Origin of the sequence: Tistrella mobilis (genome assembly GCF_039634785.1) — a bacterium.
Taxonomy (GTDB): domain Bacteria; phylum Pseudomonadota; class Alphaproteobacteria; order Tistrellales; family Tistrellaceae; genus Tistrella; species Tistrella mobilis.
The window spans coordinates 63,431-76,478 of sequence record NZ_JBBIAB010000002.1 but is presented as its reverse complement, the minus strand read 5'-3'; the positions used below and the strand labels follow the sequence as shown (position 1 = coordinate 76,478).

Annotated in this window: 9 protein-coding genes; 7 read left to right on the top strand and 2 right to left on the bottom strand. The window is 68.6% G+C overall.

Going from position 1 to position 13,048, the window contains the following annotated elements; translation table 11 throughout:
* Window positions 1-197 precede the first annotated feature (197 nt).
* The 4 genes from WI697_RS03285 (at window position 198) to WI697_RS03270 (ending at window position 7,514) form a co-directional block, all read left to right on the top strand.
* Window positions 198-794 (top strand): TetR/AcrR family transcriptional regulator, encoded by a 597-nt coding sequence (locus WI697_RS03285; protein WP_345957345.1) that lies wholly within the window; start codon window positions 198-200, stop codon window positions 792-794.
* 288 nt (window positions 795-1,082) lie between these two features.
* Complete coding sequence (locus WI697_RS03280; RefSeq protein WP_345957344.1) at window positions 1,083-1,628, top strand: hypothetical protein; 546 nt, start codon at window positions 1,083-1,085, stop codon at window positions 1,626-1,628.
* 12 nt (window positions 1,629-1,640) lie between these two features.
* Window positions 1,641-2,603: a hypothetical protein gene (locus WI697_RS03275; protein ID WP_345957343.1), complete on the top strand. Its 963-nt coding sequence runs from the start codon at window positions 1,641-1,643 to the stop codon at window positions 2,601-2,603.
* Between the two features lie 78 nt (window positions 2,604-2,681).
* Window positions 2,682-7,514 (top strand): RHS repeat-associated core domain-containing protein, encoded by a 4,833-nt coding sequence (locus WI697_RS03270; RefSeq protein ID WP_345957342.1) that lies wholly within the window; start codon window positions 2,682-2,684, stop codon window positions 7,512-7,514.
* A 74-nt stretch (window positions 7,515-7,588) separates the two neighbouring features.
* On the opposite strand, the gene WI697_RS03265 is transcribed toward WI697_RS03270, so the two are convergent.
* Window positions 7,589-8,248 carry a TetR/AcrR family transcriptional regulator gene (locus WI697_RS03265; RefSeq protein ID WP_345957340.1) on the bottom strand — a complete coding sequence of 220 codons (660 nt, stop codon included), beginning with the start codon at window positions 8,246-8,248 and terminating at the stop codon, window positions 7,589-7,591.
* Between the two features lie 78 nt (window positions 8,249-8,326).
* Here WI697_RS03265 and WI697_RS03260 point away from each other — a divergent pair, with 78 nt between their 5' ends.
* The 3 genes from WI697_RS03260 (at window position 8,327) to WI697_RS03250 (ending at window position 12,218) form a co-directional block, all read left to right on the top strand.
* Complete coding sequence (locus WI697_RS03260) at window positions 8,327-9,403, top strand: threonine aldolase family protein (protein WP_345957339.1); 1,077 nt, start codon at window positions 8,327-8,329, stop codon at window positions 9,401-9,403.
* The gene (locus WI697_RS03255) at window positions 9,400-10,689 is read left to right on the top strand and encodes an MFS transporter (RefSeq protein ID WP_345957338.1); all 1,290 of its coding nucleotides are present in this window, start codon (window positions 9,400-9,402) and stop codon (window positions 10,687-10,689) included. Before WI697_RS03260 ends, WI697_RS03255 begins: the two co-directional genes overlap by 4 nt.
* A gap of 110 nt (window positions 10,690-10,799) precedes the next feature.
* Window positions 10,800-12,218: a coniferyl aldehyde dehydrogenase gene (locus WI697_RS03250; RefSeq protein ID WP_345957337.1), complete on the top strand. Its 1,419-nt coding sequence runs from the start codon at window positions 10,800-10,802 to the stop codon at window positions 12,216-12,218.
* Here WI697_RS03250 and WI697_RS03245 read toward each other — a convergent pair.
* Window positions 12,187-13,044, bottom strand: coding sequence for an NAD(P)H-binding protein (locus WI697_RS03245; RefSeq protein WP_385997724.1), 858 nt, complete (start codon window positions 13,042-13,044; stop codon window positions 12,187-12,189). The genes WI697_RS03250 and WI697_RS03245 overlap by 32 nt on opposite strands.
* Window positions 13,045-13,048 lie beyond the last annotated feature (4 nt).

Sequence of the window (13,048 nt, the reverse complement as noted above, 5' to 3'; positions counted from 1 at the left end):
AGAGACGCCTTCGGTCAGGAGGGGCTGGCGGGAGGGCTGGCTTCGCCTGTAGAACAGGAAACGGAACTGCGATCCGGCTATAAACGGAACCGCGTTCCGTCTGAGACCGAGATATACGGAACCACGTTCCGTTTATCAAGCGACAAGCTGTGCCCGGAGACCCGTTTCCGGGGCGGCCCGGCCGGGGAGAGAGGCGTGTGAGCGGGGACGAGACGGCGGAAACCGGCAGCTTCCGGCGGCTGCGCGCCGATGCGCAGCGCAGCGAAGACGCCCTGCTGGAGGCGGCGAAGGCGCTGTTCGCCGAGGCGGGTGTCGACGCACCGGCACGCGAGATCGCCGCCCGGGCAGGCGTCGGCGTCGGCACGCTGTATCGCCGCTTTCCCAAACGCGCCGATCTGGTGGCGGCGGTGTTCCGGCGCGAGGTCGACAGCTGCGCAGCCGAAGCCGCCACCCTTGCCGCAAGCCACCCGCCGGCCGAGGCACTGGCGCTGTGGCTGGCGCGCTATACCGGCTTCCTGACCACGAAGAAGGGGCTGGCCGCAGCGCTGCATTCCGGTGACCCGGCCTTCGACAGCCTGCCCGACCATTTCCGCAGCCGGTTCGAACCGGCGCTGACCGCCCTGCTGGACAAGGCCGCGGCGGCCGGCGCGATCCGCGGCGACGTTGCGGCATATGATCTGCTGCGCGCGATCGGCAACCTTGCCACCGCCGGCGGCGAGGACGGCGCCGCCCATGTCAGCCGCATGCTGGGCCTTCTGATCGACGGGCTGCGCTACCGGGCGCCGCGGCCATAGCTGCGAGGTGCGGCACGTTTCGGCTGGAGAAACGTTCGGCAGATGGCACAAAACCCGGCGGATTTAACCCAAATAAGTTTATAAAAAACCTCATATTTTAATTTACGGCTGTAACGGATTTGCCTAGCCTGTCCGCTGAGGCGACCGCGGCTCCTCAACATTCAACCAGTAACGAACACAGAGACGTTACCCAGCGACATGTCGGGCCCCGCCCGGGTGGCGGGATGGAACGATACGCGCCCCTGCACGTATCGACGGACGGTCGCGCCCTGACGGGAGCCGAGACTGATGCGACTGATGAGGACGGGCATGGCGGACGACCTGTTCGCCAGGGCCCATGGCGCGACGTGGGTCGGCGGGATCCACGCGCTGTCGCGCAATCTGGAAGCCGTGCCGGTCGTCTTCGACGGCCAGCGCTATCTGATGGAATTCGAAACGCCGGCCTTTCTGACCCAGGTCGACGCCTTCGAGAACATCGTCTACGCCACCAATCGCGGCGGCAGTTTCGTGCCCAAGCTGGATCACCGCGTGATCCGCATCTCGCTGGCCGATGGCGGGCAGAACCTGCGCAATCTCTGCCGCCTGTCGGCCACCGAAGGGCCGTCGAACCAGGAGCGGTTTTCCGCCGCCATCCGGCGCGCGGTGCTGACCTATTACCGCTCGACGCCCCATGCCAACCAGTACTTCTTCCTGACCACGCCCGAGACCCGGGCCATGCTGCTGGCGATCTTCCATCCGCTGCCGGACGATCTGGCCGACCGCTACGATCTGCGCGTGCATGAGGAACTGGCCGATCCGTTCATCGGCTTCACCCTCGTCTCCAAGCTGCTCTGAGGAGGGCGCCCGATGAGCATGTCCCTCAGCCTGTTCACCATCACCATCATCGGCGGCAACGAAAGCTATACCAGCGCGCTCTATGCCAACGGCAATCAGCAGGTGGTGGTGGCCGTCAACGCGCAGAAGCTGGTCAACGGCGTGCCCACGCCGCTGAGTTCGTCCGAGGTCAACAGCGTGACGGTGGTGGAATATTCGTCCAACATCAATGCCGGCCTGCCGGTCGGCTGGTTCTGCGACACCACCGCCAATCGCTATGACCAGGGCCTGCGCGGCAGCAGCTTCCGCGCCGAGGCGGTCGCCGCGCCCGAGCTGCGGGCGGCCGATGTCGTGAAGCGCTATCTGCGCTGCGACAGCCGGGTCAACCCGCTGCAGAACTATCAGTTCATGGCCCGCATCCGCCTGGACGACGGCAAGACCTACACCACCCATTTCGACGATGGCGGCGGGGCGGTGTTCGAATCCAAGATCACCATCGCCCCCCAGCGGCCCTATGTGATCACCGTGGGTGAGATGGCCTATCGGCGCGACGACGCCTACAACACCGAATGGCAGAAGGGCGACTATATCGACGTCGACGTCTATTACTGGACGCTGCCCTCGTCGCTGAAGATCTATGACGAGTCCTTCTCGAATGCCGGCTATTGGACGTCGAAGCTTTATTATGCGTCGGCAATCAACCATGACAGCTCCACCCGGCTGGGCATGGCGATCCGCTATACCGTCACCTCGCTGACGCTGGGCGATATCGGCAACCTGCCGAACAGCGGCTATGCCGGCACCCAGGTGCCGCTCGCCAACGGCGCCGGGCTGATGCGGGCGGCGCGCTATCTCTGCGACAGCCACAGCTGCACGCCCACCTACGACAATTATCTCTACTGGACGATCACCGACAATCTGGGCTGCGTCAGCCGCTTCACGCTGAAGGCCAACAACAGCGATTCCGGCAACACGCTGACGCTGGGCAACGCCTGACCCGACGGGCGGGGCCGGTCCCGCGCCTGCCCCGCCCTTTCCGGTCGTCTGCGCGCCGCGGGGGGGAGGAACCCGATCATGACCGACCAGATCTATTCCAACGCGTTCAATTTCAGTTCCTATCAGGACGGCCGGGTGGATATGCGCACCGGCCAGTACAGCGCCGTGGTGACGCTGGTGGCGCTGCGCCCCGAAGGCGGCGGCGGCGACGCCGAAAGCCGCAACCTGACCCTGACCTTCTCCATGGCCAAGACCACCAATGACGGCTATGGCATCGGCTGGACGCTGAACGTGACCAGCTTCGACATCGCCAATCTGGTGCTCAGCCTGTCGACCGGGGAACGCTACAAGGCGAACCCGCTGCCGGCGGTGGGCCAGCTGCTGACCTTCCAGGACAGGAAGCTGAAGAATGTCGAGGTCCGCCGCACGGCGACCGCCACGCTGGAGGTGATGTATGGCGACGGCGTGACCGAGACCCTGACGCGGCCCACCGGCACCGGCCCCTATCGCACCACCCGGATCACCTGGGAGACCGGCGAAAGCCAGCGGCTGGACTATTCGACCGGCGGCTGGCTGACCCGGGTGACCGGCGAGCAGACCGGCACCGTGTTCCTTGAGGCGAGCTATGTGTCGGGCACCATTTCGCGCGTCACCACCATCGCCACCGGCGGCCGGCGGAGTGCCGTGACCTTCACCGCCTCGAACGGCCTGCTGACCGAGATTTCCATGCCCTTCGATGCGGCGGCCGCGCCTGAACAGGTGCGCCGCTACCGCTATCAGACATTCGCCAACGGCATGCGCGGCATCAGCCGCGTCGAGACCCCGATGGGCGGGCTGGAGCTGGTGACCTATCTGGAGCGCGGCCTGCCCTATTACAACAACACCTATCTGCCGGCCGTCACCGTCTGGGAGCGCCAGCCCGCGGGTGGCCGCCAGGAGGCGGGGCTGCCGGCGACGGTGACCCGCTATCGCTACAGCACGACCACGAATTTCACCGGCTATCCCTTCGCGGGCGGCTTCGTCGCCGGCACCGACAACCTGTACCGGGTGCCCGGCGTCTACAGCTACTGGTGCGAGGCGAGCACGGTGAACCCGGATGCCGGCAATGCCGTCTTGAGCAAGGTGACGACCACCTACAACAAATTCCATCTGATGACGCGGGAACACCAGGAACAGGACGGCGTCACCAAGACCACCGACATCACCTATAACGAGCTGCCGAACACCAATTTCGCCGACCAGCCGGCCAATCTGCAGCTGGCGAAAAGCACGGTCACGACCTTCGGCGCCAATGGCGCATCGCGGGCCGAAACCACGCTGATGTCGACCGACGACTACGGCAACCTGCTGTCGAAGACCGAGCCGTCGGGCCTGCGGCTGGACTACGACTACTATCCGATCGCCGGCACGCCGGGGCGCTGCCCGCCCGAGCCGAACGGGCTGTTCGTGCGCTTCCGCGCGGCGGAACGCGCGGTGCCGGCCGGCGGCGGCACCGCGCGCGAGGTTTCGACCACCTATCAGCAGGTCGCCCGGCTGGGCGGCGGCAGCTATGTCCAGCCGCTGACCGATACGGTGTCCGGCGGCGCCACCATCACCTACACCATCATCGGCGACAGCGCGCGCCCGCTGGTCCATGGCCGGCCCCAGCGCCAGGTGATGGTGCTGGACGGGCAGACCACGACCACCGATTTCAGTTACACCGTCAGCGGCGTGGAACTGGACGAAACCCGCACCATCACCGGCCATGACGGCACCACGGCCGTGTCGGGGCGACGCACCCTGCCCGCCTGTGATGCCATGATCGAGGCGCGGGCCAGCACCGGATCGGTGATCCGCTACACCTATGACGCCGCCGCCCGGGTCACCTCGGAAACCGTGGCGCCCGATACCGCCGCAGCGGCGGTGCGGCGCTACAGCTATCGCTTCGCCGTCTGGTCGGGCGGGGTGCCGTCGACGCCCGCGGAACTGCAGACCGTGGATGCGCTGGGCAGAACCTATGCCACCCGCTATGACGGGCTGGGCCGCGCCATCGCCTCGGTCGAGCTGCTGTCGGGCACCGAGCGGCCGATCAGCGCCACCACCTGGGACCGGCTGGGCCGCAAGGCGACCGAAACCAGCTACGACCAGCCGCCGGGGGCGGCGCAGCTGTCGCTCGTCAGCCGCTATGGCTATAACGGCTGGAACGATCTGGTCACCACCACCAATCCCGACGGCAGCGTCACGCTTTCGGTGCGCGACCGGGTGGCCAATACCATGACCACCGGAACCCAGGGGCTGAACACCACCGTCACCAGCTTCAACGGTTTCGAAAAGCCGGCCACGGTGGTGCAGGTGGATACGGCCGGCAACCGGCTGCAGACCCTGACCCGCGGCTATGACGGCTTCGGCCGCTGCACCAGCCTGACCGATGTCGACGGCAACGTCACCCGCTACAGCTATGACGCCTTCGACCGGATGACCGGCAGCAGCACCACCCCCGCCGACGGCACCCCGGCCCGCAGCGTCACCCTGGGCTATGCGCCGGGCAGCTCTGCCGAACTTCATGCCACGGTCACGGTGAACGGCACCCGGCTCGGCACCCGCAGCCATGACGGCGTCGGCCGGATGATCACCGAAAGCCTGGGCGACGGCACCACGCGCCTTGCCTATGACGGTGCCGATCCCCAGCCCGCCAGCCGCACCACGCCGGCCGGCATCATCCGCCAGTTCACCTATGATCCCGCCCAGAAATCCCTGACCCGGATCACCCTCGCCGATGGCAGCCATTCCGATTACGCCTATGCCGCGGCCAGCGGCCGGCTGACCCGCAGCACCAACACCACCGCCCGGCGCGACCGGTCGTATGACGGCTATGAATTCCCGACCAGCCAGACGGTGAACACCGACGGCACCGACACCACCACCCGCTTCACCTGGTCGCCCGGCGGCCGGCTGATCCGGATGGAGGCGCCGGTGGGCGATGCCGAGACCCGCAGCTATGACAGCGCCGGCCGGCTGGTGAGCATCACCAGCGGCGGCTGCACCATCACCCACAGCTATGACAGCCATGGCCGGCCGGTGACGACCACCATTGCCGAGGGCGGCCGCAGCCTGGTCACCACCGTCGCTTTCGACGGCTATGGTCGCGAAGCCTCGCGGGATTTCACGCTGAACGGCGCGCTGCAGCGCCGGGTGAGCCGCAGCTATCTGAAGAACGGCAATCTGTCGCGGCGCCTGACCACCGCCGGCAACGGCGCGACGATCGCCGACGAGCAGTTCACCTACGACGCCTATGGCCGGCTGACCGGCTATGCCTGCACCGGCAGCGACCATCCGAGGGACCCCCAGGGCCGCGCGATCGCGGGGCAGAGCTTCACCTTCGATGCGCTGGACAACATCACCAGCTGCACCACCAGCTTCACCGACGGCAGCAGCAACCGCGCCGACCGGATCTTCGCCACCACCAACCCCACGAAACTGGTCGAGATCCGCACCACCAACCCCGCCGCCACCCGACGGCTTTCCTATGACGCCGACAGCAACATGATCGACGACGGCGCCGGCCGGCAGTTCACCTGGGACGGCTTCGGCCGGCTGGTCGCCTGCTCCGGCGCAGGCGGCTATGCCTATGATGCCGAAAACCGGCTGGTGACCCAGACGGCCCCCGGGGCGGCGCCGCTGCATCTGGATTACGGCGAAGAGGGGCTGATCGCCGAACGCCAGGGCAGCAATACCCTGCGCTATCGGCGCGACGGCACCGCCACCCGCGGCCAGGCGCTGAGCCAGGGCGGCGTGACGCAGCTGCGCGAAAACCTGCTCGACACCGCCGGCAGCGTCATCGCATCGGTGGGCGACGGCAGTGCGACGGCCGGCATCGTCTACACCCCCTATGGCGGGGCCGGGCCGGCCGGGGTGACGTCTGCAACCCCGCTGATCGATCGCAATCGCGTCGCCTTCAACGGCGAGCGGCTGGATGCGCTGGCCGGGCTCTACCATCTGGGCCAGGGGCGGCGGGCCTATTGCCCCGAACTGATGGTCTTCCTCAGCCCCGACCCCTATGCCGTGTTCGGCGGCGCCGGCTACAACGCCTATGGCTATTGCCGCGGCGACCCGGTGAACCTGTCGGATCCGAGCGGCCTGCTCAGCAATGGCTGGAATCTGGGCCTCGCGATCGTGGGCTTCGTGCTGGCCGCGGTGCTGGTGGTGGCGGCCATCCCCACCGGCGGTGCCTCGATCGGTGCTCTGGCGGTGCTGGGGATGGTGGGGGCCGGGCTCGGCTTCGTGAGTGCGACGCTGGGCCTGACCAGCGCGATCATGGGCGTGGTCGACGAGGCCAATGGCTGGGACCGGTCCGAGACCATCCGCAATCTCAACATCGCCTCGCTCGCCTTCGGCGTCGCCTCGGTGGTGACCTCGGCGGCCTCGGCCATCGGCAGCACCTACAAGGCCTATCAGGGGATGCGGAGTGTCAGGCTCTACGGCCTCTCGGAGGTTTCGAGCGTCGATATCGCCCTGGCCGATCTGACCGGCACCGCCGCCTTCTCGGCCGCCAATACCGGCGAGCGCGTGGCCAATGCCGCGGCCTCGGGCACCAGAACCTTCTTCGGCATCGAATCGCGCTGGTGGGCGTCGATCACCGGTGTCGCGAACATGGCGCTGGGCAGCTATTTCATCACCGCCGGCAGCATCGATCTGGCCAATCCCAGCGGCCAGACCGGTACCGGCGGCGGTGCCAACGGCAATGGCCAGCCCGAAGCCACGCTCGGCGGTTCCACGCCCGAAAGCACCGCCGCCGCCCAGCCCTATGCCCCGTCGCTGCGCCGGTTCGAAGACCCGGTCACCAGCCGGCGATCCTTCGACGAGGAATTCACCCGCCAGAACAACCGCCTGCGCAGCTCGCTGTCGTCGCAACTGGCGGGAGGTGCCGCCTGAGAGTCACCGGCCCCACCTGTCACCGGCCCCACTTGTCATCGGCCTGCCCCCCGCCAGCCCCGTGCGGCGGGGGGTCAGGCCGGCGGCGCCAGCAGGGCGAACAGCTGCGCCGCCGGGCCGGACCGGCCGGCATCGGCGGCAGAGGCCTCCGGGGGCATACAGGCGACCACGGGCGCAAGGACGGCAATTTCGGCCGCCCGCAGAAAATCGGCATCGGCCGCGTCGCCGCATGCCCAGTCGTAAAGCGCGCCCAGATAGTTGATGTAGATCGTGCGTCCCAGGCGGTCCGGATCGATCCGGGCCGATATCTCACCCGCAGCGGCGGCCTGAACCATCGCCCGGATGGTGATCTGGGCCAGATCGCGCCCCAGATGGGTGCCATCGAACAGCACCTGCGGCACGCGGACGAGCAGCTGCCGGTAAAGCCCGGAATCGGCGATGTACAGTCCGGCAGACACCCTGGCCGCTTCCAGGGCCAGCGCGACACCCGTTTCAGCCGATGACGCAAGCACGCCATCCAGCCGCGCCAGCGCCAGCTCGATCACCGCGAAGCTGATCGCTTCCAGCCCGCCGACAAGGTTGTAGACCGTCTGCGGCGCCACTTCCGCCGCCGCGGCGATCTGGTTGAGCGACACATTCCCGACGCCCCGGGCACGCCACAGATCGGCAGCAGCCGCGACGATATCGGCCTGACGACGCGCCTTGCCGCGCTGGCGCAGGGATTCACTCGACATTGGAATTGACTCCAATTTTTGAATCAGATCCATAATTAGTCCGTCATAAAATATCGGGACGGACGAGACATGCCAAGGATGGAAACGCGCTGGTGGGACAGCCATCCGGTTCCGCGGACGCAGACGATGATCGATCTGCGCAGCGACCTGATGGGCAGCCGCCCGGCCGCCGTGGCGGCCGCGATGACGCTTGCAGCCCTTCAGCCGCCGGCGATGACCCTGATGGAAGACCCCTATGAGCGCAGGCTGTCGGAGGGTCTGGCCGATGAGCTGGGGGTGGAGGCCGTGCTGCTGGTGCCCAGCTGCACCATGGCCAACCAGATCGCGATCCGGCTGCACCTGCCCGGCGGCGGGCTTCTCGCCGCGGCCCCGCTGGCGCATGTGGTGACGGTGGAAGCCGGGGCGACCGCGCTGACCGGCATCACCGCCCGGGCCCTGAGCACCGAGAACGGCCACCCCGCACCCGACGCCGTGGGGTGTTTTCTGCGCGACCATCCTGCGGTGCCGGCCCTGGTCTGGCTGGAAAACACCCAGATGCTGGCGGCGGGATCGGTGATGCCGGCCGGATGGCAGGCAGACATCGCGACCCTTTGCCGCGAGGCCGGCCGCGCGCTGCATCTCGACGGCTCCCGGCTGTGGAACGCCGCCGTGGCCATGAAGCTGCCCATGTCGGCAATGACCGCCGGGTGCGACACGGTGGCGGTCAGCCTGAACAAGGCGATCGGCGCGCCCCTCGGCGCGGTTCTGGCCGGCCCCGGCGCCATGATCGACGAGGCGGCGCGCTGGCGCAGCGCGCTCGGCGGGGACTGGCGCCCGATCGGCGCCGTGGCCGCCGCCGCGCTGGCCGCGCTCGACGGCTGGCGGGAGCGGCTCGAAGCCGACGCGCATCGGACCCGGATGCTGGCAGAGGGCATCGTGGAGCGCTTCGGCGAGCAGGCGATCCACCCCGTGGCCAGCAATCTGATCTTCCTGAACCGGCCCGCGGGCGATGCCGACGCCTTCGTCGAGGCGCTGGCCGGTCAGGGGGTGGGGGCGATCACGATCACGCCCGAGATCGTGCGCCTGGCCGTCCATAGCGGCGTGCGCGACCGGGACATCGCCCCGATTCTGGAGGCGCTTTCCGCCGCCGCCGCACGGCCGGCGGTGGCGTCATGACCGCGCCCGCCCGCCTGTTCCGCCGCCTGAGCTATGGCGCAGGCTCGGTCGGTACCGGCATCTTCACCACCGTGCCGGGGGTTCTGCTGCTCTATTTCCTGACGGTCGAGGTCCATCTGTCCGCAGCGGTCGCCGGGATGATCATCCTGATCCCGAAGGCGGCGGGGCTGATCGGCGACCCGTTGATCGGGATCTGGGCCGACCGGCTGCACCGCAGCAGCCATGGCGGCCGCCGCAGGCTGATGGCTCTCGGCGCCCTCGTCGGCTGCGTCGGGCTCTGGATGCTGTTCAGCCTGCCGCAGCAGCATGCGGGCAATGTCGCCGTGCCGGTGCTGATCTATCTTGTCTGCACCACCGGCTATTCGCTGTTCGCCGTGCCCTATTCGGCATTGCCGGCCGAGCTGGACGCCCGGCCGGCGGAACGGCGCGCGCTGGTCTCGACCCGGCTGGGCCTCGCATTTCTGGGCGTTCTGATCGGCGGGGTGAGCGCACCGGTGATCGCGACCCGCGCCGGCTATGACAGCATGGGGCTGGCGATGGCGATCGCCTGCGCCATCGCCATGGCCGCCTTTCTGATCACCTGCCGGCTGCCCGCCGGCGGCATGGCCCGGTCCCGCCCGGCGCCGGCCGCCAGAACGGTGCGACAGGCGAGATGGCGCCTGCCCCGCCGGTTCGTGGTGCAGATGGCGGCCTTCATCCTGCTGCTTGCAGCCGCGGGTGCCTTTTCGGCGCTGCTGCCCTTCCTGGTCCGCGAGCTTGGCGCCGACGGCGAGGTGGTGGGCCTGGCCATGCTGGTCGACATCCTGGCGGCGCTGGGCAGTTCGGCCGTCTGGCCATCCCTGATCCGCAGGCTGGGCCTGCGCCGGGTCTGGTGGCTGGCCGCCGCCATCGGCTGCGTCAGCGGCGTGATGGTCGGAACGGCTTCGGCGATCGATGCGCCCTTCTATGTCGGCATGGCGCTGGGCGGGGCCAGCATGGCGGGCGTGCAGATCGCCGGCTTCACCGGCCTTGCCGATCTGACGGCGGACTATCTTGAACAGGGCGAGGGCGGCGGGTTGATCACCGGCATCTGGATGGCCGGAGAAAAAACCGGCCTCGCCAGCGGGCCGCTGCTCGCAGGCGTCGGGCTCGACCTTCTGTCCCCGATCCTCCCGGGCGCGGCGGCAGGGGTTTCGATGGCGCTCATTCCCGGCCTGCTGGCGCTGCTCTCGATCATGGTTATCGCCATACCCGGCACCGGCCACGACCACCGCGCCGGGGCGACCACTCCGGAAGCACAACCATAAGTATATTTAGACATCCCGGCGCCAATCAGCGAAAGATATATGGTGTGGCGATGCCGCGCTCTTATCCCATCCTCCGGTCCTCTCCCCCTTCCCGCGGCAAGAGATCAGACATGTCCGATCCGACCACCATCTTCCAGGCGCAGAAAGCGGCCTTCACCGCCGCCCTGCCGGTTGCGGCCGATATCCGCCGCGACCGGCTGACGCGCGCCATCGCGCTGGTGACCGAGAATGCCGAGGCCTTCTGTGCGGCGATGAGCGAGGATTTCGGCCATCGCAGCCGCGAGCAGTCGATGATCACCGACATCCTGGCCTCGGTTCTGCCGCTGCGCCATGCCCGGCGGCATCTGGGGCGCTGGATGCGGCCGGAACGGCGGCCGGTGACCTTTCCGCTGGGCCTGCTGGGCGGCCGCGGCCGGGTCGAATACCAGCCCAAGGGCGTGGTGGGGGTGATCGCGCCCTGGAACTATCCGGTCAATCTGGTGATGGCGCCGCTGGCGGGGGTGCTGGCCGCCGGCAACCGGGCGATGGTCAAGACCAGCGAATACACCCCGCGCACAGCCGCCCTGTTCGACGCGCTTTGCCCGCGCTATTTCGCCGCCGAGGAACTGGCCTTCGTCTCGGGCGGGCCCGAGACCGGCCGGGCCTTCGCCGCCCTGCCCTTCGACCACCTGCTGTTCACCGGTGCCACCGGCATCGGCCGCCATATCCTGCGCGCGGCGGCCGACAATCTGACGCCGGTAACGCTGGAACTGGGCGGCAAATCGCCGGTGATCCTGGGCGCGTCGGCCGATATCGCCCGCAGCACCGAACGGGTGGTGATCGGCAAGATGATGAATGCCGGCCAGACCTGCCTTGCCCCCGATTACATGCTGGTGCCCGAAGACCGCGAGGACCAGGTGGTCGAGGGGCTGACGCGCGCGGCGGCCACGATGTATCCGCGGCTGATCGACAACCCCGACTACACGGCCATCATCAACGACCGCCATCACCAGCGCCTGACCGGCTGGCTGGCGGATGCCCGGGCCAAGGGCGCGCGGATCGAGACGGTCAATCCGGCGGGTGAGGATTTCACCGCCAGCAACAGCCGCAAGATGCCGCTGCACATCGTCCGCGACGTCACCGACGACATGATCCTGATGCAGGAAGAGATCTTCGGCCCGATCCTGCCGCTGCGGCGCTATGGCGATATCGACGGCGCGATCGCCGAGGTCAACCGCCGCGACCGGCCGCTTGGCCTCTATTATTTCGGCAGCGATGCGGCCGAACGCCGCCGCGTGCTGGACCGCACCGTCTCGGGCGGTGTGACGCTGGACGACGTGATCTTCCATATCGGCCAGGAAGACCTGCCCTTCGGCGGCATCGGCCCCTCGGGCATGGGCGCCTATCACGGCCGGGACGGGTTCCGCACCTTCAGCCATGCCCGGGCGATCTATCGTCAGTCGCGGCTCGACATCGCAAAACTGGCCGGGCTGAAACCGCCCTATGGCCGGGCAACCCTCAGGGCCATCCGGCAGCAGCTCGGTCGGTGATATCGCGCGCGGGGCGGCCCAGAATCTCGGGCACGGTGGGTGTGGTGGCGCTGTTGCGGCCGTCGAACAGCGTGGTGAACAGCCAGGCCAGGAAGTCGCGCATGTCGTCGGGCACGCCCTGGGCCTGAAGCCCGGCCAGGAAATCGGCCAGCGGGACCTGCCGATAGCTGACCGGCCGGCCGGTCAGGCGGCTGATCTCGGCCATGGCGGCGGCGAAGCTCAGCGACCGGGGGCCGGTCAGCTCCAGGATGCGGCCGCCCAGCCCGTCTTCGGTCAGGGCCTTGACCGCGATGTCGGCGATGTCGTCGGCATCGATGAAGGGTTCGGGCACATCGCCCACCGGCAGGGCCAGTTCCCCCGCCGCCAGGGCATCGGCCAGCAGGCCTTCGGTGAAGTTCTGCACAAACCAGCTGGCGCGCAGCACCGTCCAGTCGAAGCCGGCCCCCACCGTTCCGGCAGCCGCCAGCGCGCGCTCCGCGGCCTCGGCCCCCGGCTCGCCGCGGCCCGACAGCATCACGATCCGGCCGACACCCGCCGCCCGTGCCGCGGCGGCGAAGGCGGTGATGTCGTCCGCCGCCCCGGGCACCGCCAGATCGGGCGCATAGGCGACGTAAACCGCGCCCACACCATCCAAAACCGCCGGCCAGCCAGCCCGATCGGCCCAGTCGAAGCGCACCGCATCGGCGGCGGGTGCCACGCTGCGCGCGGCGATCCGCACCGGCCATCCCCGCGCCCAGAGCCCCGCCGCCACCCGCCGCCCGGTCTTGCCGGTACCGCCGGTCACCAGAACCGGCCGCCGGTCCGCGACCATCCCGCCGCCCCCCATCTCG

What these genes read in the sequence shown, in the direction of transcription:
- WI697_RS03280 (WP_345957344.1), top strand. Translation starts at nt 1,083, where the DNA reads ATGCGACTGATGAGGACGGGCATGGCGGACGACCTGTTCGCCAGGGCC.
- WI697_RS03275 (WP_345957343.1), top strand. Translation starts at nt 1,641, where the DNA reads ATGAGCATGTCCCTCAGCCTGTTCACCATCACCATCATCGGCGGCAAC.
- WI697_RS03270 (WP_345957342.1), top strand. Translation starts at nt 2,682, where the DNA reads ATGACCGACCAGATCTATTCCAACGCGTTCAATTTCAGTTCCTATCAG.
- WI697_RS03265 (WP_345957340.1), bottom strand. Translation starts at nt 8,248, where the DNA reads ATGTCGAGTGAATCCCTGCGCCAGCGCGGCAAGGCGCGTCGTCAGGCC.
- WI697_RS03260 (WP_345957339.1), top strand. Translation starts at nt 8,327, where the DNA reads ATGGAAACGCGCTGGTGGGACAGCCATCCGGTTCCGCGGACGCAGACG.
- WI697_RS03255 (WP_345957338.1), top strand. Translation starts at nt 9,400, where the DNA reads ATGACCGCGCCCGCCCGCCTGTTCCGCCGCCTGAGCTATGGCGCAGGC.
- WI697_RS03250 (WP_345957337.1), top strand. Translation starts at nt 10,800, where the DNA reads ATGTCCGATCCGACCACCATCTTCCAGGCGCAGAAAGCGGCCTTCACC.
- WI697_RS03245 (WP_385997724.1), bottom strand. Translation starts at nt 13,044, where the DNA reads ATGGGGGGCGGCGGGATGGTCGCGGACCGGCGGCCGGTTCTGGTGACC.